Origin of the sequence: Geodermatophilus obscurus DSM 43160 (assembly GCF_000025345.1) — a bacterium.
GTDB classification, from domain to species: Bacteria; Actinomycetota; Actinomycetes; order Mycobacteriales; family Geodermatophilaceae; genus Geodermatophilus; species Geodermatophilus obscurus.
This window is the reverse complement of record NC_013757.1, coordinates 109,577-129,967: the sequence shown is the minus strand read 5'-3', so window position 1 is coordinate 129,967 and position 20,391 is coordinate 109,577. Positions and strand designations below refer to the sequence as shown.

The 20,391-nt window shown below is 76.3% G+C and carries 22 protein-coding genes and 1 pseudogene; 9 read left to right on the top strand and 14 right to left on the bottom strand.

Annotated features, from left to right (window positions below; translation table 11 throughout):
- Window positions 1-46 precede the first annotated feature (46 nt).
- The 3 genes from GOBS_RS26955 to GOBS_RS00595 all read right to left on the bottom strand — a co-directional run bounded on the left by GOBS_RS26955 (window position 47) and on the right by GOBS_RS00595 (window position 1,051).
- On the bottom strand, window positions 47-217 hold the full coding sequence (locus GOBS_RS26955; RefSeq protein WP_012946369.1) for a hypothetical protein: 171 nt from the start codon (window positions 215-217) through the stop codon (window positions 47-49).
- An 88-nt stretch (window positions 218-305) separates the two neighbouring features.
- Entirely contained in the window at window positions 306-500 is a 195-nt protein-coding gene (locus tag GOBS_RS00600; RefSeq protein ID WP_012946368.1) for a hypothetical protein, read from the bottom strand.
- A gap of 62 nt (window positions 501-562) precedes the next feature.
- A complete protein-coding gene (locus tag GOBS_RS00595) occupies window positions 563-1,051 on the bottom strand; it encodes a DnaJ family domain-containing protein (RefSeq protein WP_012946367.1) in 489 nt (162 codons plus the stop codon).
- 163 nt (window positions 1,052-1,214) lie between these two features.
- Between GOBS_RS00595 and GOBS_RS00590 the strand changes: the two genes are divergently transcribed.
- Window positions 1,215-2,228 carry an ATP-dependent DNA ligase gene (locus tag GOBS_RS00590; protein ID WP_012946366.1) on the top strand — a complete coding sequence of 338 codons (1,014 nt, stop codon included), beginning with the start codon at window positions 1,215-1,217 and terminating at the stop codon, window positions 2,226-2,228.
- Window positions 2,229-2,360: 132 nt separating this feature from the next.
- Here GOBS_RS00590 and GOBS_RS00585 read toward each other — a convergent pair whose 3' ends face one another.
- From GOBS_RS00585 to GOBS_RS00570, 4 genes are all read right to left on the bottom strand, one after another.
- A complete protein-coding gene (locus GOBS_RS00585; RefSeq protein ID WP_012946365.1) occupies window positions 2,361-2,855 on the bottom strand; it encodes a MarR family winged helix-turn-helix transcriptional regulator in 495 nt (164 codons plus the stop codon).
- 32 nt (window positions 2,856-2,887) lie between these two features.
- Entirely contained in the window at window positions 2,888-3,883 is a 996-nt protein-coding gene (locus GOBS_RS00580) for a sensor histidine kinase (RefSeq protein ID WP_012946364.1), read from the bottom strand.
- A 101-nt stretch (window positions 3,884-3,984) separates the two neighbouring features.
- Window positions 3,985-9,120: a SpoIIE family protein phosphatase gene (locus GOBS_RS25005; RefSeq protein WP_012946363.1), complete on the bottom strand. Its 5,136-nt coding sequence runs from the start codon at window positions 9,118-9,120 to the stop codon at window positions 3,985-3,987.
- Window positions 9,117-9,491, bottom strand: coding sequence for a hypothetical protein (locus tag GOBS_RS00570; protein WP_012946362.1), 375 nt, complete (start codon window positions 9,489-9,491; stop codon window positions 9,117-9,119). Before GOBS_RS00570 ends, GOBS_RS25005 begins: the two co-directional genes overlap by 4 nt.
- Before the next feature lie 67 nt (window positions 9,492-9,558).
- On the opposite strand from GOBS_RS00570, the gene uraD reads away from it, so the two are divergent.
- From uraD to GOBS_RS26950, 3 genes are all read left to right on the top strand, one after another.
- The gene (gene uraD / locus GOBS_RS00565) at window positions 9,559-10,140 is read left to right on the top strand and encodes a 2-oxo-4-hydroxy-4-carboxy-5-ureidoimidazoline decarboxylase (RefSeq protein ID WP_012946361.1); all 582 of its coding nucleotides are present in this window, start codon (window positions 9,559-9,561) and stop codon (window positions 10,138-10,140) included.
- Entirely contained in the window at window positions 10,137-10,454 is a 318-nt protein-coding gene (uraH, locus tag GOBS_RS00560; RefSeq protein ID WP_012946360.1) for a hydroxyisourate hydrolase, read from the top strand. Before uraD ends, uraH begins: the two co-directional genes overlap by 4 nt.
- A gap of 83 nt (window positions 10,455-10,537) precedes the next feature.
- Window positions 10,538-10,693, top strand: coding sequence for a hypothetical protein (locus GOBS_RS26950; protein WP_166487234.1), 156 nt, complete (start codon window positions 10,538-10,540; stop codon window positions 10,691-10,693).
- A gap of 154 nt (window positions 10,694-10,847) precedes the next feature.
- On the opposite strand, the gene GOBS_RS00555 is transcribed toward GOBS_RS26950, so the two are convergent.
- Window positions 10,848-11,351, bottom strand: a complete 504-nt coding sequence (locus GOBS_RS00555; RefSeq protein ID WP_012946359.1) for a hypothetical protein — start codon at window positions 11,349-11,351, stop codon at window positions 10,848-10,850.
- Between the two features lie 170 nt (window positions 11,352-11,521).
- Between GOBS_RS00555 and GOBS_RS00550 the strand changes: the two genes are divergently transcribed.
- Complete coding sequence (locus GOBS_RS00550) at window positions 11,522-11,902, top strand: phosphoribosyltransferase (protein WP_243697605.1); 381 nt, start codon at window positions 11,522-11,524, stop codon at window positions 11,900-11,902.
- A 113-nt stretch (window positions 11,903-12,015) separates the two neighbouring features.
- Here the strand turns inward: GOBS_RS00550 and GOBS_RS00545 are convergent, their stop codons facing one another.
- From GOBS_RS00545 to msrA, 4 genes are all read right to left on the bottom strand, one after another.
- A complete protein-coding gene (locus tag GOBS_RS00545; protein ID WP_012946358.1) occupies window positions 12,016-13,602 on the bottom strand; it encodes a methyl-accepting chemotaxis protein in 1,587 nt (528 codons plus the stop codon).
- Between the two features lie 132 nt (window positions 13,603-13,734).
- Window positions 13,735-14,826: an SAM-dependent methyltransferase gene (locus GOBS_RS00540; RefSeq protein ID WP_012946357.1), complete on the bottom strand. Its 1,092-nt coding sequence runs from the start codon at window positions 14,824-14,826 to the stop codon at window positions 13,735-13,737.
- A gap of 61 nt (window positions 14,827-14,887) precedes the next feature.
- A complete protein-coding gene (locus tag GOBS_RS00535; RefSeq protein WP_012946356.1) occupies window positions 14,888-16,012 on the bottom strand; it encodes a class I SAM-dependent methyltransferase in 1,125 nt (374 codons plus the stop codon).
- A gap of 92 nt (window positions 16,013-16,104) precedes the next feature.
- The gene (msrA, locus tag GOBS_RS00530) at window positions 16,105-16,758 is read right to left on the bottom strand and encodes a peptide-methionine (S)-S-oxide reductase MsrA (RefSeq protein WP_012946355.1); all 654 of its coding nucleotides are present in this window, start codon (window positions 16,756-16,758) and stop codon (window positions 16,105-16,107) included.
- Between msrA and GOBS_RS29905 the strand changes: the two are divergent.
- From GOBS_RS29905 to GOBS_RS00515, 4 genes and pseudogenes are all read left to right on the top strand, one after another.
- A pseudogene (locus GOBS_RS29905) lies at window positions 16,666-17,124 on the top strand (hypothetical protein); the annotation flags it as partial. The gene msrA and the pseudogene GOBS_RS29905 overlap by 93 nt on opposite strands.
- Before the next feature lie 229 nt (window positions 17,125-17,353).
- On the top strand, window positions 17,354-17,863 hold the full coding sequence (locus tag GOBS_RS29900; RefSeq protein ID WP_481808250.1) for a zinc-binding dehydrogenase: 510 nt from the start codon (window positions 17,354-17,356) through the stop codon (window positions 17,861-17,863).
- A 36-nt stretch (window positions 17,864-17,899) separates the two neighbouring features.
- A complete protein-coding gene (locus GOBS_RS00520) occupies window positions 17,900-18,103 on the top strand; it encodes a hypothetical protein (protein ID WP_012946354.1) in 204 nt (67 codons plus the stop codon).
- On the top strand, window positions 18,100-18,792 hold the full coding sequence (locus GOBS_RS00515; protein ID WP_012946353.1) for an alpha/beta hydrolase: 693 nt from the start codon (window positions 18,100-18,102) through the stop codon (window positions 18,790-18,792). The genes GOBS_RS00520 and GOBS_RS00515 overlap by 4 nt, the downstream gene beginning before the upstream one ends.
- Before the next feature lie 217 nt (window positions 18,793-19,009).
- Here the strand turns inward: GOBS_RS00515 and GOBS_RS00510 are convergent, their stop codons facing one another.
- Both GOBS_RS00510 and GOBS_RS00505 read right to left on the bottom strand, forming a co-directional pair.
- The gene (locus GOBS_RS00510; RefSeq protein ID WP_012946352.1) at window positions 19,010-19,558 is read right to left on the bottom strand and encodes a GNAT family N-acetyltransferase; all 549 of its coding nucleotides are present in this window, start codon (window positions 19,556-19,558) and stop codon (window positions 19,010-19,012) included.
- Between the two features lie 133 nt (window positions 19,559-19,691).
- A complete protein-coding gene (locus GOBS_RS00505) occupies window positions 19,692-20,204 on the bottom strand; it encodes a VOC family protein (RefSeq protein WP_012946351.1) in 513 nt (170 codons plus the stop codon).
- Window positions 20,205-20,391: the final 187 nt, after the last annotated feature.

The window sequence follows — 20,391 nt, the reverse complement described above, 5'->3', positions numbered from 1 at the left end:
CGCCCGGCGGCGGCTCGGGGGACCGCCGCAGGGCGTGGTCGGGGGATCAGGCGCCGGGCGTCTTCGCCGCGCCGTCCGCACCGCCCTCCTGGTTGGCCTCGTAGACCTCGCGGGCCGTGCCGTGCAGGTCCTCGCCCTCATCGCCGGCGGCCGCGCCGCTCGGCGTCGCGGTCACCTCGTCGGCGCCCGCTCCCCCGGCTCCGGTGCTCTCGGTCATGGGTCTCCTCCCCCCTCGCTGGACGGAACGCAGGTCACCACTGCCCTCGCGGGCGGCGGGACCCGCGCGCCGGGCGGCAGGGGTCGGGTCAGGTGCCGAGCTCGGTGCTCCCGGCCGGCGGCTTGGCGCTCTCGCCGTCCTGGCCCTCGTCCCCGCGGTTCGTCGGGTGGTCGGTGTGGCGCGGGTCGTCGTCGGTGTCGTCGACGTCCTCGGGGACCAGCGGCGTCTCGTGCAGGACGTTCTCGCGCGCCTCGTCGCGGTCGGTGCCCGGTACCTCGGTCATGGCGACCTCCTCATCTCGGGGCCGCTCCCCTACCCGACCGCTCCCCGGGGATGCGCCGGCCGCTACGCCCGCGGCGAACGGCGGCGGCGCCACCAGCGGGACCGCGGGGGCGCCGGCGGGGCGACCGGCTCGGGGAGGGGCGGCGGCGGGCGGGTGGCCTGCCAGAGCCGCACGAGCGCGTCCTCGTCGGCCAGCCCGGGGACGGCGTCCGGTCCGTCCTGCGGACGCCGCCAGTGCTGCTCCACCCGGGCGTTGAACTCCGCCACCGTCGCCCGGACCGCGGCCTCGCTGGGCAGCTGCGGCACCCGCAGCGCCAGGTCCTCGCGCTCGCGGCGCAGCGCCATGCCCGGGGGCAGCAGGTCCTTGGGGTCGGCCTGCTGGCGGCGCGCCCACTCCAGCGCCCACTCGTAGCTGGTCTGCTCCCTGGCCCGTGGGGGCAACGGCCGGCCGGAGCCCTCGAGCCCGTCGAACGCACCCCGGGCCTGCGCCTGGGTGATCTGGTGGTCGATCCAGGTCTCGAAGGACATCCCCGGGGGCTTGCGCTCAGTCATCACCCTCCTTGGTACCCCGCCGTTGCCGGATCGTGTCTTGACCTCCTGCGTCGCTCGTGCGGGGACCGCGCCGTCCTCGCGGAGCGTGGCGACGTGCCCCGAAGGGGTGAACCGGCAGCTCAGGGCCCTGCGCAGGGGGTCGGGAACCCCCACCCTGACCGTCGTGCCGCTGTCCGTGCCCGGCCTGCCCGACGTGCCGACCGAGCTGGCCGGCCCGGTCGCGGTGGAGCTGGCCAAGCCGGTGCGCGACCTGCCGCGGGCCGACGCGCTGCCCGGCGGGGTGCTCTACGAGCCCAAGTGGGACGGCTACCGCCTGGTCGTCGTCCGCACCGGCGGCACGACCCGGGTCTGGTCCCGGCAGGGCCGCGACCTGTCCTCCCGCTTCCCGGACGTCGTCGCCGCGGCCGTGGCCCAGGTGCCCGCGGGCACGGTGCTCGACGGCGAGGTCGTCGTCTGGAACGGCTCCCGGCTGGACTTCGGCCTGCTCCAGCAGCGGATGGTCGCCACCGCCGGCCGGATCGGTGCCCTGGTCGCCGCCGCGCCCGCCTCCTACGTCGCCTTCGACCTGCTGGCGCTGGGCGGCGCGGACCTGCGGGGGCGCCGGCTGCGGGAGCGGCGGGCCGCGCTGGAGGACCTCGCCGCCCGCTGGGCCCCGCCGATGCAGCTCTCACCGGTCACCGCCGACCCCGCCGAGGCCCGGCAGTGGTCGGCCGACTTCCGGCCCGCCGGGGTGGAGGGGCTGGTCGCCAAGGGCGCCGGCACCCGCTACGCGCCCGGCCGGCGGGAGTGGCTGAAGGTGAAGTCGTGGGAGACCACCGAGGTGCTCGCCGGCGGCGTCATCGGACCGCTGGAGCGGCCGAGCCAGCTCGTGGCCGGGCGGTACCGGGACGGCGAGCTGGTCGTCGTCGGCCGGACCAGCCCGCTGTCGCCCGCGCAGTCCGCCGAGCTGGCCGACGTCCTCACCCCGGCCGGGCCGGACCACCCGTGGCCGGAGCGGATCGGCACCGGCGCCTTCGGCGGCGGCCGGCTGTCGGTGCCGCTGACCCGCGTCCGCCCGGACGTCGTCGTCGAGGTCAGCGCGGACGCCGCGCTGCAGGCCGGCGTCTTCCGCCACCCGCTGCGCTTCGTGCGGGTCCGCCCGGACCTCACCCCGGAGGACGTCCCGGCGGTGCCCTGAGCGGCCGACCGGAGACGCCCTGGGGGCGGCGCGAGGAGTGGGGGCCGGAGGCTCCCGCGATCGAGTGCCGGGCAGGGCTCGACGCAGCAGGGAACGGCACCTGGCCGCGGTGCGGTCCGGAGGACCGCCATGTCACGGCACCCGGCCCAGGGCGACGAGCAGCCGGCGCAGCAGGCCGGCGAGGGCGTCGAGGTCGTCGTCCGAGAGCCCGGCCAGCAGCCGGCGCTCGGTCTCCAGGTGGTCGGGCAGCGCGGCGTCCAGGGCCGCGCGGCCGGCCTCGGTCAGCGTGACGACGACGGCCCGCCCGTCGGCCTCGCTGCGCTCGCGGGTGATCAGCCCCTTCTCCTCCAGCCGGTCCAGCCGCTGGGTGATCGCACCGGAGGTGACCAGCGCGGTGCGCATCAGCGCGGTGGGCGTCAGCTGGTAGGGGGCACCGGCCCGGCGCAGCGCGGCCAGCACGTCGAACGAGGGGACGTCGAGGCCGTGGCGGGCGAAGGTGGCGCGCTGGGCGAGGAAGACCTCCCGTTGCAGCTGCGAGATGCGGCCGACGACGCCCATCGGGCTGCAGTCCAGGTCGGGCCGCTCCCGGGCCCACTGGGCCAGGATCTGGTCGACGGCGTCCCCCACGCCGGTACCTCAGCAGTGAGGGATCGACGGCGTCAAGCCGGGTTCAGGCGGGTGCTGAGCCGGACGGTGAGCCCCTCGGGGCCGGGTATCAGGTCGACGGAGTCCCACAGTTTGCGGGCCAGCCACAGGCCCATGCCGCCGCGGCTGAAGTCGGCGCCGTGGGCGGGCCGGAAACCGGCCAGCGGGTCGCCGAAGGAGTGCCCGGAGTCCGTGACGGCGCAGACCAGCCGCTCGCCGTCGGTCCACATCCGCGCCGACACCGGGCGGACGCCGTGCCGGAAGGCGTTGGCGGCGACCTCGGCGGCGGCCAGGTGCAGGTCCTCCCGCTGGTCGCGGTCGGGCACCCGGGCGGCGAGGGCCGCACCGATCTCGTGGCGCAGCGCGACGAGGCTGGGGGCGTCGTCGAGGACGAGCACCGGCGCGGTGTCCTCCAGCGGCTCGCGCGGCCAGGGCAGCGCGGGCAGGTAGTCGGCCGGGTCGCGGTAGGCCGGGCTGGGGGCCCAGGCGCCGTCGTGGACCAGGAACGGGTGGGTGGCGGCAGCGGCCTCGACGACCACCGCGGGCAGCCGTCGCCTGTCGTAGACGCAGAGGGCGTCGACCGGCACTCCCTGCATGACCCGGTTGGACGCCGACTCGAAGCGCAGCCCCTCCCGCCAGCCGACGGGGACCGGCCCGAAGTCGACCAGCGAGAGCACGCGGAGCTGACCGCTGGGCGCCCGCTCGGCGGTCCGGCGGGCGTGCGCCAGCGCGTCGGGCGCCCGGGCCCCCAGCAGCGACAGCCGCCGGTCGTTGCGGACCTGTCCGGCGCGCTCGCCGAGCTCGTCGCACAGCAGCGCGGCGACCTCCGGAGGGCAGCTCAGCGCGACGACGTCCCCGGCCCGCAGCCCGGCGTCGAGGAAGGGCAGGGCCACGGCCAGCAGCTCGGCCTCCCCGCGCACCACCGCGGCGGCGTGCCTCGACCCGACGGACGCCCCGGTGCCGTTCGACGGCCGCGGGTGAGGGGCGTACTCGCCCACCGCTGGGTCCACGTCGTCCGGTCCTCCCCCGACCGGGGACTCCGGCCGACTGCTGCGCCATCCTCGTACACGTGCCGCCGGCCCCTCGTGCGGGGGCCCCGGTGTGCGCGCCGTCATGCCAGTGGCGCCGTCGGTGCCTCGACCGCCGGCTCGCCGACCCCGGCCAGGGCGAGTATCCGCGCCGGCGGCGTTCCGGGTCGCGTCTGTACCCGGAGCTCGACGCCGGCCCGCCGCGCCCGCGCGACGGCCTCCAGCACCAACCCGACGCCGGCGCTGGCCAGGTAGCCGGTCGGCCCGAGGTCGAGCGTCGCGACCGACCCCGGGGCGAGCTGCTCGAGCCGGGTGAGCAGCTGCCTCCGCACCCGCCCCGCGGTGGCCAGGTCGACCTCACCGTGCACCTCCAGGCGCGGCCCGCCCGGCTCGTCGTGCACGGTCAGCACCGCGCCCCCGTCGAGGGGAGGACCCGCCGTGCCGCGCTGCGGACGGAGCTCGGGGGCGCCGGGGACGGCGGGGGCCATCCGGAAGCGGACGGTGGTGCCCGCGACCTCCGGGACGTGCACCACCTCGACGTCGGTGGCGAGCGCGCTGATCAGCTCCAGGCCGCGGCCGCGGTACCCGCGGTCGGCCGGCGGTGGCCGCCACAGGCCGGAGTCGCGCACCTCGGCCCGCAGGCTCCCGTCGGCCTCGCGGGCCACCCGGTAGCTGCACTCGCCCTCGTCGGCGGCCGCCGCGTAGGCGTGCTCCACCGCGTTGGCCAGCGCCTCGCCCAGCGCCAGCTGCAGGTCCTCGGCGGTGTCGTCGGGCAGTCCGGCCGCTGCCGTCCACGCCGCCACGGCCCGCCGGACCGCCGACAGGCTCCGCGGGTCGGCCGGCAGCCGGGCGGACAGGGGCGCGGGCAGCAGCCGGGCGGCGATCAGCGCGACGTCGTCGGGCTGGTCGGCGTCGGCGAGGACCTCGGCGAGCAGCCGTCCGGTCAGCCCGACCGGGTCGGCCGCGGCGTGCCGAGCCGCGGCAGCGCGCACCCGCTCCAGCCCGTCGTCGAGGACCTCGCCGCGGCGCTCGACAAGCCCGTCGGTGTAGAGCAGCAACGTGGCACCCGGGGTGATCTGGACCGTGCCCTCGGTGTACGGGCGCCGGCCGGGTGCGCCGAGGACGGCGCCGGAGCCGGCACCGTCGAGCAGCTGGGCCCCGTCGGGGGTCACCAGCAGGGCCGGCGGGTGACCGGCGCGGGCCCACCGGACCGTGCCGGCCGTGCCGTCGACGACCAGGCAGGCTGCGGTGGAGGCCAGCGCGCCGGGCAGCCGGGCGGCGAACCGGTCCAGCAGCTCGAGCGCCTCCGCGGGGCCGCAGCCCTGCAGGACCGCCGTCGAGAGCGCGCTGCGCAGCTGGCCCATGACCGCGGCGGCCGCCGGGCCCTGCCCGACGACGTCGCCCACGGCGATCGCCAACCGGTGGTCGGCCAGCTCGACGACGTCGTACCAGTCGCCGCCCGCCTGGGTGCCCTCGGCGCCGGGCAGGTAGTGCGCCGCCAGCGCCAGCCGCTCCAGTGCGGGCAGCTGCGCCGGCAGCAGGCTCAGCTGCAGCGTCTCGGCGATGCCCCGCTCGGCCCGGTAGAGCCGGGCGCGGTCGAGGGCCTGAGCGCACTGCTCGGCGACGGCGAGCAGCATCGCCCGGTCGGTCGCAGAGAAGCGCTGCACCTCGGGCCAGGCGATCGACAGGACGCCGACCACCCGCCCGGCCGCGGACAGCGGCAGGGCCGCGACAGCAGCGAGCCCGAACTCCGCTGCGGACGCGGCCAGCTCCGGCGCCAGCTCGCGGCCGGCCGGGGGCTGTGCGGCGACGTCCTCCACCCACACCGGACGGCGCTCGGTGACGGCGGTGGTGGCCGCCAGCGGGGCCGACATCGGCAGCGTCCGCCACATCTCCAGGCCGGCCGGGCTCCCGCCGTCGATGGCCAGCGCGGACAGCGCCCGGTGCGAGGGGTCGACCTCGTAGACCGCGACGCGGCTGTCCGGGCCGGTGAGCGCCCGGACGTGGCCGCCGGCGACCTGGGCGACCTCCAGCGGGGTGGTCGCCGCGGACAGCTCGGCGGTCGCCCGCTGCAGCAGCGCCAGCCGTCGCGCGGCCGCCCGCTCGTCGGCGAGGAGCACCGCGTTGTCCACCGCGAGGGCGGCGCGGCCAGCAACCTCCTCGACGAGCACCCGGTCGTCGTCGTCGTACGGCGGCGCGTCCGGACGCCGGGCGAGCCCGAGGACGGCGAGGACCCGGCCGCGGACGGACAGCGGCACCGCCATCCCCGAGCCGACGGCCAGGACCTCCGCGACCTCCGGGCGATCGGGAGCCACCTGGGGCAGCTGAGCCCGCAGCACGGTCCGGCCGGTCCGCACCACCTCGGGGCCGAGCCCGGAGTCGGGGTCGAGGGCGGCCACGGCGGCCTCGGCGGCACCGTGGAGCCCGGCGATCCCGGCGAAGCGCAGCCGTCCGTCGTCGTCCAGCACGCGGGCCGTGCAGAGGTCCGCGAGCCGCCTGTCGACGAGCAGCCGGGCCAGCGCACCGAGCTGACCGTCGACGGTGGTCTCCCGGTCCAGCGCGGTGCCGACCTCGGCCAGCAGCGTCTGCCGGGCCGTCTCGCGGGTCCGGGCGTTGATATCGGTGCAGCTGCCCACGTAGCCGGCGGAGGTCTCGCCCGTCCCGATCGGCTGCCTCCCGATCGGCACTGCCCGCTCCAGCAGCCAGTGGTAGGTGCCGTCGGCGCGGCGCAACCGGACGTCGACCTCCCAGCCCTCTCGGCGCGCGATCGCCGCGGCGACGACCTGGGCGTAGCGGTCCCGGTCCTCCGGGTGCAGGCCCTGCTCCCAGCCGTCCCCGACCTCCTCGCGGGCCGGGCGACCGGTGAACTCGGTCCAGCCGCGGTTGACGAACACCCGTCGTCCGTCGGGGTCGGTGACCCAGATGAGGGCCGGCGCCAGGTCGGCCATCGCGGTGAACTGCTCCTCCGCGGCCCGCCGGGCTCGGCCCAGCTCCAGGTGCGCGCGGACCCGGGCGAGCAGCTCCTGCGCGGAGAACGGCTTGACCAGGTAGTCGTCGGCCCCGGCCGCCAGGCCCTCGACGGCGGCCTCCTCGCCGGCCCGCGCCGACAGCAGCACCACCGGGACCCGGGCGGTGCGCGGCTCCGCGCGCAGGGCGGCCAGCAGTCCCATGCCGTCCAGCCCGGGCATCATCACGTCGCTGACGACGAGGTCCGGCGGGTCGGCCAGCGCCGCGTCGAGGGCCTGCCGGCCGTCGGCGACCGCCCGGACGTCGTAGTGCGGCCCCAGCAGCCGCAGCAGGTACCCCCGCATGTCGGCGTTGTCGTCGGCGACCAGCACCCGGCCGGAGACCGCCGCCGGGTCCGGGCCCGCCGACGCCGGCTCGGCGGCGGCGTCGCCATCCGGCAGCCAGCGCAGCGCCTCGGTGACGAAGGGGACGGCTGCCGGGGACACGGCGGGCGCGTCGGGAACGGGCTCGGCCAGCCGGTCGACAGGCAGGTGCGCGGCGCCCATCGGCAGGGTGACGGTGAACGTCGTCCCGGTGTCGGGAGCGCTGTCGACGTCGATGGTGCCGCCGTGCAGGCCGACCAGCTCGCGCACCATGGCCAGGCCGATCCCGCTGCCCTCGCCGGAGCGCCCGCGGGCGTCGGCCACCCGGTGGAACCGCTCGAAGAGCCGGGGCAGCTCGTCGGCGGGGATGCCGGTGCCGGTGTCGGTGACGCTCAGCCGCGCGCTGCCGTCCTCCTGTCGCAGCCGCACCGCGATGCCGCCGGTGAAGGTGAACTTCAGCGCGTTGGACAGCAGGTTGAGGACGACCTTCTCCCACATGTCCCGGTCGATGTGCACCGGCCCGTCCAGCGGCGCGCAGTCGACGGTGAACTCCAGCCCCGCCCGGGCGACGGCCGAGCGGAAGACGCTGGCCAGCTCGGCGGTGGTGGCGGCCAGGTCGACGGGCTCGAAGCGGGCGTCGATGCGGCCGGCCTGGATCCGGGAGAAGTCCAGCAGGGTGTTGACCAGCCTGCCCAGCCGCTGCGCGTTGCGCTCGATGACCTCCAGCTCCTCGCGCACCCGCGGGTCCGACGCGGCCACCGGCGAGGCGCGCAGCTCGGCGACCGGACCGGCGATGAGCGTCAGCGGGGTGCGGAACTCGTGGCTGACGTTGCTGAAGAAGTCGGTCTTGGCCCGGTCCAGCTCGGCCAGCGCCTCGGCCCGCCGCCGCTCGGCCTCGTAGCTGCCGGCGTTGGTGAGGGCGGCGGAGACCTGGTTGGCCACCAGGCCGAGGAAGCCGCGGTAGTCGTCGTCCCAGCGCCGGTGCGGGTTGAGGCCGACCACGAGGAAGCCGGCGACCGGGCCGCGGTCCTGCGACGACGAGGCGATCGGCAGCGCGGCCGCCTGGACGGGGGGCACCTCCCAGGCGCCGGTCGGCAGGCCGGGGAACCGTCGGTCGAGGTCCTCCGTGACGACGTCCTCGCCGGCCAGGAGCCGCGCCACCGGCCACACCGCTTCGTCGTCGGCGGTCAGCACCCGGGGCAGGGCGGCCGACCCGGGCTCGACGCCGGCCGTGCTGCCCAGCCGGGCGGTCCCGTCGTCGTCGAGCAGGTAGACGGCGCTGAAGGGCAGGTCGACGTCGTTGCGGGCCAGCTGCTCGCCGGCGGCGGTGAGCACGGCCTCCTCGGAGCGGGCGGCCCCGAGCGCCGCGGCGAGGTCGCGCAGCGTGGCCATCCGCCGCTCGCCCACGACCTGCTGGGTGGTCTCGGTGACCACGCAGAGCAGGCCGCCGGTGCCGCCGTCGTCGTCGGGCAGGGGGCTGTAGGAGAAGGTGTGGTACGTCTCCTCCCGGTAGCCGCTGCGCTCCAGGAAGAGCAGCAGGTCCTCGTCCCAGGTGGCGGTGCCGTCGTGGAGCACCGCCGAGGTGCGCGGCGCGATGTCCGGCCAGATCTCGGCCCACACCTCGGAGGCCGGCCGGCCCAGCGCCCAGGGGTGCTTGGTCTGCAGCGTGTCGTGCCGGTAGGCGTCGTTGTAGAAGAAGGCGAGCTCCGGCCCCCAGCCGGCCCACATCGCGAAGCGCGACGTGAGCAGGATCCGGACGGTGTGCCGCAGCCCGGAGGGCCACTGCTCCGGCGGGCCGAGCGGGGTCTGCGACCAGTCGATCCCGGCCATCGCGCGGCCGACCTCGCCGCCGCCGGCGAACAGCGACGTGCCGAGGTCCTGGTCGCTCACGAGGGGATGGTAGGTGGCGGGCCGCCACGGCCGGTTGCGGACGTGTCGGTCCGCGCGCTGCGCCGGGCCAGTCGCGCCGGCTCGGGGCGCTCCACACCGATGGCCGTCCGCACCTCGCCGTCGTCCAGCGCGCCGCGGTCCAGACCCCGCAGCACGACGGTGGCAAGCGCTTTCGCGGTGTGCACGTCCAGGGCGGCCAGCGCCTCGGCGCCCCGGGCGGCGGCGAGGCCGGGGACGACGGAATCCGCGGGCACGCGGCAGGTGTGCACCGGCTGCCGCGCCGTCCGCTCGCCGGCGGAGGCGGCGCGGGCGCCGTCGACCGGTGCCAGCCGCCGGTCCAGCTCGGCGCAGACGTCCTCCGGCAGCGGCATCCCCCGACCCTGCCACGCCGGTGGTCCCAGCGCGGGGACCATCGGCAGGGGCTGCCATCCTCGTCGCATGGCTGCCCTCGACGACTTCAACGCCGAGCCCGCCGACCGCGCCGTCCAGGCCCTGCGGGCGTGCAACGCCGCACCGCGGTTCGCCGCCGAGGTGGTGGCCGGCCGGCCCTATCCGGACGTCGACGCGCTCGTGGCCCGCGTCGAGGACGTCGTCCGCGGCCTGCCGTGGGATGAGGTCGAGCTGGCGATCGCCGTCCACCCGCGGATCGGCGACCGGCCCGAGGGCTCCTCGCCCGAGGCGGAGGCCTCCCGCCGGGAGCAGAGCGCGGTGGGCTCGGCGGACGACGCGACGCGCACCGCGCTGGCCGAGGGCAACCGGGAGTACGAGGAGCGCTTCGACCGGGTGTTCCTCGTCCGCGCGGCGGGCCGCTCACCGGAGGAGCTGCTGGCCGAGCTGTGCCGGAGGCTGGGGAACGACGAGGAGACCGAGCGGGCCGAGGTGACCGGTCAGCTGGCCGAGATCACCGCGCTGCGGGTGCGGGAGCTGGTGTCCGCGAACGTGACGGACGAGCGGACATCGCAGCGAGCGCCAGCGAGCGAGGAGCGGAACGAGCCCGGAACGGAGCCATTGCAGTCGTGAGCGTCTCCACGCACGTGCTGGACTCCGTGCTGGGCCGGCCGGCGGCGGGGATGACCGTCCGGCTCTTCGCCGGTGAGGAGATGGTGGCCGAGGGGGTCACCGACGCCGACGGCCGGTGCCGGCTGGCCGAGGGGACGACCGCGCCGTGCGCCCACCGGCTGGTCTTCGCGACCGGCCCGTGGTTCGCCGGGCAGGGGCGGGACACCTTCTACCCCGAGGTGGTGCTCTCCTTCGACGTCCGCGAGCCCGCCGAGCACCACCACGTGCCGCTGCTGCTGGCACCGTTTGCCTACTCGACCTACCGGGGGAGCTAGCCGGAGGACCCCGTCCTCCCCACGACCTGCGGCAACGCGACCGGAACGCGGGGGACGCCTGCCGCGCTGTTCCACGTGCAACAGTGCCGCGCACGGCGATCCGGCTCGGCCGCAACCAGCAGGGGACGGCGGAGGTCCGCGTGGTGGCGGTCGACCGCAGCAGCCCGCGGCGCACCCTGGTCGACCTCGACGTCAGCAGCAGCCTGCGCGGGGACTCCGCCGCGGCGCACCGCCGGTGACGACACGCACGTGCCGGCGACCGACGGCCACGGGAACACCGTGTCCGCATCCGCCCGCGACGGCGTCGGGTCACCCGAGGCGTTGGCCCTGCGACTTGGGTTCTCCTGACCCGCGCTGCGTGCACACGGCGCGGCGCACGGACGAGCCGAGCGGTCAGCGGCCCCAGCTGTCGTCCTGCGGCGCACCCTCGATGCCGATGCCGGCCAGGAGCACGACCGCGTGCACCCGCAGGTCGGCGCCGCGCTCGTCATCGGTGTGCACCAGCCCGTCGTCCTGGGCGAAGCCGACCCCACCCACGCCCCGGCAGTCCCACCACACCCTCCAGCCGGCCGGCACCGTCAGCCCGACCCCGCCCACGAGCGCCCGCACGGTGAGGTCCACCCCGCCCGGCACGTGCGGGATGCCGGTGAGGTCCAGCCGCGCTCCGGCCATCAGCAGGTCCAGCCGCACCCGCGACAGCTCGGGGTTGACCGGCCGCAGCTCCACCCCACCGAGCGCGACGACCCGCCGGATGCCGGCGGTGCTCTCGTCGCCCTCGTCCTTGCGCCGGGCCACCAGCCGGCCGGCGACGGCGAGCACGGCCTGCACCGCCCACCAGCGCAGCAGCCAGGGCAGCACCCTGCGGACGGCGGGCGGCAGGGTGCTCGGGGTCCTCATGCGGCCAGCCTGCCCGCCGTCCCGCCCGGTGCCCAGGCCCGGCCTCCTGGCACCATCGACCGGCGTGGGCGACGAGCGCGAGGTCCTGGCGTACGAGGCGTTCGGCACCGCGGCGCGCGAGCTCGCCGAGCAGTAGAAGGACCTCCCTGCCCCCCACCACTCGAGTGCTCGTGGCGGGCCCCTGCAGGGAGGCCGGACTGGACTACGCCCTCGACGTCACGAACCTGTTCGTGATGAACGTGGAGTTCTGCACCGGCGTCGACGAGCGGCTCGACCTCCCGGTGGTGCTGCCGCCGCCCCTCGACGTCGTCGACCTGACCGGCGCGCGGGTGCTGGTCGCCGACGACGTCGCCGACACCGGCAGGACCCTGGAGCTGGTGCGCGACTTCTGCGCCGGGCACGTGACCGAGGTCCGGACGGCGGTGGTCTACGAGAAGCCGCAGTCGGTCGTGCCGTGCGACTACGTGTGGCGGCGGACCCACCGGTGGATCGACTTCCCCTGGTCCAGCCTGCCACCCGTCGTCCGGCGCAGCGACCGCCCAGCCCGATGAGGTGCTGGATCGGCCCCCTGCAGTGGAAGGACCTCGCCCCTCTCAGCCCTCGCAAGCTCGGGCTGAGCCTCCGGGCGAGGCCAGCCGGCGAGGGGTGGGGCAGGAGGGTCCTCCTAGTAGCGGAAGCGCTGCACCGCCGCGCTGAGCGCCGAGGCCATCCGGGCCACCTCGTCCATCGCCGTCCGGGCGTCGGTCATGGCGCGGGTCGTGGCGGTCGCGGCGCCGGCCACCGCGGTGATGTTGTCGGCGATCTGACCGGCCGACTGCGCGGCCTCGGCCACGTTGCGGTTCATCTCCGTGGTGGTCGCGGTCTGCTCCTCGACGGCGGCGGCGATGGTGCCCTGCGAGTCGTTGATGTGGGCGATGATCTGCGCGATCTCCCCGATCGCCCGCACCGCGCCCTCGGTGTCGCCCTGGATCGCCTCGACCCGCGCGGTGATGTCCTGCGTGGCCTTGGCGGTCTCCTGCGCCAGTTCCTTGACCTCGTTGGCGACGACGGCGAAGCCCTTGCCGGCCTCACCGGCGCGGGCGGCCTCGATGGTGGCGTTGAGCGCGAGCAGGTTGGTCTGCTCGGCGATCGCGGTGATGGTCTTCACCACGCTGGCGATCTCCAGCGAGGACTCGCCCAGCTTGGCGACGGTGGCGTTGGTGGTCCCGGCGACGTCGACCGCCTGGGCGGCGACCCGGGCGACCTCGCTGGCGTTCTGGGCGATCTCGCGGATGGAGACGCCCATCTCCTCCGACCCGGCCGCCACCGTCTGCACGTTGGACGACACCTGACCGGCGGCGTCGGCGACGATCCCGCTCTGCACCGAGGACTCGTCGGCCAGCCGGGTCATGTCCTGGGCGGTCGCGGACAGCTCCTCGGTGGCCGAGGCGAGCGTCCCGGTGGTCTCCCCGATCGTGGTGAGGACGGCCCGCACGTTGCCCATCGAGGCCTCCAGCGCGGCGGCCATCCGGCCCACCTCGTCCCGGCTGGTCACGCCGGTGACGCCGCGCAGGTCGCCGTCGGCCATGGCGGCCAGCACCGCGCCGACGCGCTGCAGCGGCCGCACGACCGAGCGGGTGACCACCCAGCCGAGCAGAGCCAGCACGACCACCCCCGCGCCCGCGACCGCCAGGGCGAGGGTGATGGCGGTGCCGCGCTGAGCGTCCGCGTGCGCGACCGCGTCGTCCGCGAACGCCGCCACGGCGTCCCCGAGCACCGGGAGCTCGTCCTCCAGCGCCGAGAAGGCCTGACCGAAGGCGGGATAGGCCGCCTGCGCGGCCACCGGGTCGCGCCCGGCCGTGGTGACGATCTGCTGGGCGGCGAGGAGGTATGCGTCGACGGTGGGGGTCACCTCCTCGACCGCCGTGACGATCTCCGGACTCAGGTCGTCCGCGGTGATCTCGGTGAGGAGGTCGCGCAGGACCTGGTCGTGCTCGGCGAGGTCGGCGACCGCACCTCGGTAGAGGTCGCCCTGCCCGCCGCTGACCAGTGCCTGGAGCACGTCGCCGCGGACGGCGTCGTGCATCATGTCGGCCGTCAGCACGTCCCCGGTCACCTCGGCGCTGGCGAGCAGCTCACCCGCGGTGGTCTCGGTGCTCTGCAGCGCCCGGATGGCGATCAGGGCGAAGACGGCGAGGACGACGGCGCCGACGGCGACCAGCGTTCCGAGCTTCACGCCGAGGGGACGGTCGGACCAGAGGTTGCGCGCCATGCCGGCACTCCTGCGGGGAGGGATCGGCGCGCCAGGTGCGCGCCGTTGCCCCGTGTTCGGCAGGGCGCTGGAGCCGCTACAGCGCAACGGCTCCGACCGAGGATCCTTTCTGGTTCCGGAACGGATCCGCGCTCACGCCTCGGCGCGCAGCCGGTAGAAGCGGAAGAAGTCGTTGTCCACAGGCAGGACGTCGACCCCGGCGAAGCCGGCCTCGCGGGCGTAGCGCTCCAGCGTGGCGGGGCGCATCACCGTGCCGGTGCCCGCCGAGGGCCGGGTGGACAGCCCGTCGGGCAGACAGCAGGTGACGCTGTAGCCGTACATGACGCGCTCGATCGCGTCGCCGGGCACGGTGAACCGCTCGGCCACCCTCTCGTCGACGACCAGCACGGTGCCGCCCGGGCGGGCCATCCGGCGCATCGCGGCGAGCACCGACACCGGGTCGGCCAGGTCGTGCACGCACTCGAAGGCGGCGACCAGGTCGTAGCTGCCCTGCTCCCCCGCGGCCGCGGCGTCCACCGTGGTGAACCGGACCCGGTCGGCGACGCCGGCCTCCTCGGCGTTGCGCCGGGCCTGCTCGACCGAGGGCTCGTCGATGTCGTACCCGTCGACCCGGGCCCGCGGGTAGGCGCGGGCGATGCCGATGGCCGACCAGCCCATGCCGCAGCCGACGTCGGCGACCCGGCCGCCGGCCCGCAGCGCCGCGTCGATCTCGGGCACGGAGGCGAGGTCCTGCGAGGCCATGGGGCCGAGGAAGTAGGCGCGGTTCGCGGCGGCCTGCGCGTCGCGTGCATCGCCCATCTCGGCCCAGGACAGGCCGCCGCCGGTGCGGTAGGCCTCGAGCAGCCGGGGGACGTTGCGGACGAACGCCATCGCGACGTGGGCGAACGGCGGCATGTAGGCCAGGTCGTCGCGGTCGACGAGGACCGGACGGTGCGCCTCCGGGAGCGTGTAGCGCCGCTCGTCGGGGTCGGCGGTCTCGTCGTCCACCGTGAGGAAGCCGGCGACGGCCTGCTGCTCCAGCCACTCGCGGGCGTACCGCGGGGCCGTCCCGGTGCGCTCGGCCAGCTCTGGCGCGGTGGCGGGGGCCTCGGCGAGGGCGCGGTACCAGCCCAGCTCGCTGCCCAGGTGGACCGCGGCCAGTTCCAGGGTGGCGATCACCCCGTCGAACAGGCGCTCGGCCAGGGCGGTGGTGGCGTCGACGGGTGGCGTCTCGGTCGTCGTCATGCCCTCCGACCGTGGCCTTGACGGGTCGGACGGACCAGGGCCGTCGGGCCTCGGTGCGGGCTCAGCGGCGGGTCGAGACCGTGACCGTGAAGCGCCGGTCGGACGAGGCGACCTGTGTTGGACCGATCAGCCGGCGCAGCGCGGCGCGGTGCGGCAGCCTGTTGTTGTAGACGCACCACAGCTCGCCGCCGGGCCGCAGCACCCGCCCCGCCGCGGCGAACAGCCGGTCGGCCGCACCCGTCACCACGGCCGCGCCCAGGTGGAAGGGCGGGTTGCAGACGACCAGGTCCACGCTCGTGTCCGGCACGCTCGACGCCGCGTCGTCCCGCACCACGCGCACCCGGTCGGCCACCCCGTTGGCCGCCGCGGTCTCCGCCGCCGAGGCCACCGCCGCCGCGGACTGGTCGCCGGCCAGCACGGTCAGCCCCGGCCGGGCGAGGGCGAGCGAGGTGGCCAGCACGCCGGTGCCGCAGCCGAGGTCCAACGCCGTCCGGGCGTCCGGGGTCATCCGGCGCAGCGCGGCCAGCAGGGCGCGGGTGCCGGCGTCCACCCTCGTGCCGGCGAACGCGGCGCCGTGCGCGCAGACCACGAGCCCCAGGTCGGGGTGCTCCTGCCGGCGCGGGAAGGTCGACGCCACGCCCGGCCGGGGCCCACGCGCGACCAGCACCCGCGACTTCTGCCGGGCCAGCGTCGCGTGCACCTCGGTGAACCCGGCGCCCAGGACGTCGTTCATCGCGTGGGTCATGTGCTTGACCCGCCCGCCGACCAGCAGCGTGACGTCGGGCGCGGCCGACGCGGCGACCACCTCGGTGAGCTCGCGCAGCGCGTCCAGCGACTTCGGCGCCTTGGCCAGCACGAGCCGGACGCCGTCCGCCAGCCCGGGGCCCAGCGGCAGCGAGCGGTGGGTGCCGGTCAGCCCGGTGCGCTCGGCGTTGCGGGCCAGGGCCAGCTCGCCGACCAGCAGGTCCTGGTGCACCCGCACGTCGCGGGCGCCGGTGGCGGCCGCGCCCAGGGTCAGCGCGCCGTAGGAGTCGTCGACGACGGCGACCTCACCGGGCCCGGTCGCGGCGAGCAGCCCGGCCGCCTCGTCGAGCAGCAGCCGGTCGGTGGCGTCGACGGCGACCAGGTCCGGCGCCTCGACGTCCGGCTCGCGCCGCAGCTGCTCGAGGAGCCCGAGGTCGGCCACGGCACTCCCCTCCCCGGTGAGGTACTGGAACGGCCACCCTTCAGGGGCCCGCGCCGAGCTCGTGAGGCGTGGGGGGAAGGGTGGCCCTGTTACTAGACGCCGGAGAGGCCCACCGGGCAGGCAACGCCCGTCGAGTTGATCGGGCAGTAGCCGTTGGGCACCTTGTACAGGTACTGCTGGTGGTAGTCCTCGGCGTAGTAGAAGTCGCCGAGCGGCGCGATCTCGGTGGTGATCTCCCCGTAGCCGGCCGCGGTCAGCCGCTGCTGGAACGCCTCGCGGCTGGCGCGGGCGGCGGCCTCCTGCTCGGGGCCCTGGACGTAGATCGCCGAGCGGTACTGGGTGCCCACGTCGTTGCCCTGGCGCATGCCCTGCGTCGGGTCGTGGTCCTCCCAGAAGACCTTGAGCAGCTGCTCGTAGGAGGTCACCGCCGGGTCGAAGACGACGAGCACGACCTCGGTGTGGCCGGTCTGCGCCGAGCAGACCTCCTCGTAGGTCGGGTTGGGCGTGTAGCCCCCGGCGTAACCGGCCGCGGTCGAGTAGACGCCCGGCTGCTCCCAGAAGACCTTCTCCACGCCCCAGAAGCACCCGGCCCCGAAGACGGCGGTCTGCATGCCCTCCGGGAACGGCGGCCGGATGCGGTTGCCGTTGACCGCGTGCAGCTCCGGGACGGAGGGCAGCGGCGTGGAGCGGCCCGGCAGCGCGTCCGCAGGAGCCACCGGCTGGGTCTTGAACCGGGAGAAGAACATGCTCCGAGCGTAGGCCCGGCCCGCAACGACGACCGGCGGCCGCCGGCAGCGAGGGAGCGGCCCGGTCGTGGCGGAGGCAGGATCGGGTGCGTGGCTGCGACGACGCGCGAGTGGCACCTGGCGGCCCGGCCGCACGGTGAGCCGACCCCCGAGGACTTCCGGCTGGTGGAGGTGCCGGTCCCCGAGCCGGCCGAGGGCCAGGTCGTCGTCCGCATGGTCGTGATGTCGGTCGACCCGTACATGCGCGGCCGGATGCGCTCGGGGCCGTCCTACGCGCCGCCGTGGGAGGTCGGCGAGGTCATGAGGGGCGGCGCCGTCGGCCGGGTGGTCGCCTCGCGCGCGCCGGAGCTGCCGGAGGGGTCGCTCGTCCTCACCGACGCCGCCTGGCGCGAGGTCGCCGTCCTGGACGCCGCCGCGGTGACCCGGCTGCCGGCCGCGGAGGACGTCGCGCCGTCCTGGTACCTCGGCGTGCTCGGCATGCCGGGCCTGACCGCGTACGCCGGGCTGTTCCGGATCGGCGCCTTCCGCGAGGGGGACGACGTGTTCGTCTCCGGGGCCGCCGGCGCGGTGGGCAGCCTGGTCGGCCAGTTCGCGGCTGCGCGGCGCGGGCAGCGTCATCGGCAGCGCCGGGTCGGCGGAGAAGGTCGCCTGGCTGCGGGAGCTGGGCTTCACCGCCGCCTTCGACCACCACGACGGGGTGGCGCAGGGGCTGGCCGAGGCGGCACCCGACGGCATCGACCTGCTCTTCGACAACGTCGGCGGCGACCACCTGGAGGCCGCCATCGGCGCGTTCCGGGTGCACGGGCGGGCTGCACTGTGCGGGTCGATCTCCGGTTACAACGCCGTCGAGCCGCCGCCCGGGCCCCGCAACATGAGCCTGATGGTCGGCAAGCGGCTCACCCTGCGCGGCTTCCTCGTCAGCGACCACGCCGACCTGCGCCCGGAGTTCACCGGGACCGCCACCGGCTGGCTGCGCTCGGGCGACCTCGTCGTCCGAGAGACCGTCCGCGAGGGCATCGAGCAGGCGGTGCCGGCCTTCCTGGACCTGCTGCGCGGGGGCAACGTCGGCAAGATGGTCGTCCGCCTGGCGCCCGACCCCGACTGAGGTCCCCGCCGACCCCGGCAGGGCAGACTGCCGATCATGTGGCTCTTCCTGACCAGCCGGTTGCGCACCTGGCTGCTCCTCACCGTCGTCGTCCCCCTCGCCACCGGCCTGCTGCGCCGGGCCGCACAGGTCCTCGAGCGGCGCACCGGGTCCACCCAGGTGACCCGCGCGCTGTACAAGGCCGGCGACCTGGGCGACCGCGCCCGCGCGACGCTCCGCGGCGGGCGTCGCCGCCGGTGACCACCGGCGGCGGGCGCCCGGGCCTGGAGCACCAGCCGGCCGCGGGGCCGACCCGGGCGCTCGCCGTCTTCTGCCACGGCGGCACCGTGGCCAGCGTGCAGCCGCCCAAGGAGCGGGCGCTGTCGCTGGCCCGGATGCGCGCCATCGAGCAGTTCGTGCGCTCCTCCGCCGCTGAGCGCGGAGTGGGCACCTACCTGCTGCGCTACCGGGTGGCCGGCTGGAACGGGGTGGCGGCCGACGCGCACGCCGACGTCCGGTGGGCGCTCGACCAGGTGCGGGAACGCCACGGGGACGACGTCCCGGTGGTGCTGGTCGGCCACTCCATGGGTGGCCGCGCGGTGCTGCGCGCCGGTGACGACCGCTCGGTCCGCGCTGTCTGCGCGCTGGCGCCGTGGACGCCGCCGGGCGAGCCGGTGGAGCACCTGCGCGGGCAGACCGTCGCCGTCCTGCACGGCCGTGGCGACCGCTGGGTGCCGGCCGCGCTGTCCGCCGACTTCGCCGTCCGCGCGCAGCGGGCCGGCACGCACATCGCCCGGTTCACGATCGCCGGCGGGCACAGCATGGTGCGCCGCGCGCCGGTGTGGCACGCGTTCGTGCGGGACGTCGTCCTCGCCGGGACCGGGCTCGCACCGTGGCGGCCCGACCTGCGCGCGGCCCTGGACAGCCGCGAGCTCGCCGTTCCGCTCTGAGTGGAGTCACGCGGTTGCGCGCAGGAGGACCCTTCCGGCTTCCGGACACGTCCACCGGCGCGCAACGATGCGCCCCCGTACCCCCTGTCGCCGCCGCGCTGGGGGCTCAGGGGCACCGGAGGGATGCTCGGCGGCTTCGAGCACCGGGCGCGGGAGGACCTGCCGGTGGCAACGGCGGACGGCGTCCGCGCCCCGGCGGTCGACCCGCTCACCGCGGTCAGCGGCGGCTGCCGAGGTCGGGCGCCGGGTCGTCGGCCAGCCGGGCCCAGAGCAGCTCGTCGTGCCGGACCCCGTCGCCGTAGCGGTACGAGCGGCGCAGCCGCCCCTCGAGGGTGAAGCCGGCCTTCCCCGCAACCCGGCCGGAGGCGGCGTTCTCGACGGCGTGGCACAGCTCGACCCGCTCGAGCGGAACGGTCGCGAAGGCCCACCGGCAGGCGGCGTCCACGGCCCGGGCAGCGACCGCGCGGCCACGGGCTGCCGGGACGGTCCAGTAGCCGATCTGCGCGTTCCCCTGTGCCGGCCTGATCGAGTGCACGGACACCGAGCCGAGCAGGGCGCCGCTCGACGTGTCGGTGACGGCCCACGAGACGCGGCCCTCCTGCCCCCTGAGGCGCCGCAGCAGGGCGACGGCCTCGTCCCGGGAGCTCACACCTCCGGCCCACAGCCGGATCTCCGGGTCCTGCTGGACGACCAGGACCTCGTCGGCGTCGTCCTCCCGCCAGGGCCGCAGGCGCAGCTCGCCGGCGGCCAGCTCGACCGGTTCCACGGGGAGCCATGGTCCCGCATGGAACCGGCCCCCTGCAGGGTCCCGCCGCGAGCTCGGGAGTGCCGGGGCAGTGGCGGCCCCGTCCAGGGGCCCGCCCCGAGCCTGCGAGGGGTGGGGAGGACGGGGTCCTTACTCAGGCGGGGACGGAGACCCCCACGCCACCGCGGGTGTCCGCCCCGTACCGGGCGATCTCGCGGTCGAGGTCCAGGGGGGCGGTCATCGGGGCGCCCTCGGTGAGCTCCGGGGTGATCAGCGCGGCCGGGACCAGCCAGGAGACCTCGAACTCCAGCCCGTCGGGGTCCTGCGCGTAGAGGGCCTTGGTGGTCACGTGGTCCGAGGCGCCGACCAGCGCGCCGGCCCGCAGCAGCGCGTCGCGGACGCGGGCCAGCTCGGCGAGCGTGTCGACCTCCCAGGCCAGGTGGTAGAGGCCGACGGTGCGCCGGCCGGCCTCGGAGGCGCCGGCCGCGGCGCCCACCCGGAACAGGCCCAGGTCGTGGTCGTTGGTCGACCCCTCGGCCTGCAGGAACACCGCGGCGCCGGGGATCTCGGTCTTCACCCGGAAGCCGAGGACGTCGCGGTAGAAGGCGAGGCTGCGCTCCACGTCGCGGACGTAGAGGACGGCGTGGTTGAGGCGCTGGACGGGCACGGCGGGCTCCCTGGGGGACGAGGACGACGGGGTCCAGTGTGCGCGCATCTGCTTGAGACTTCAAGTATCTGTCATCATCGATCGGGTAGCGGGCGACCATGGCCCGCGCACGCGACCACCGGGGTACCGGCCGGGATGCTGGGTCCGGATGCCGCCGACCCGTCGACGGGGACCCTGCGGGTCGTGG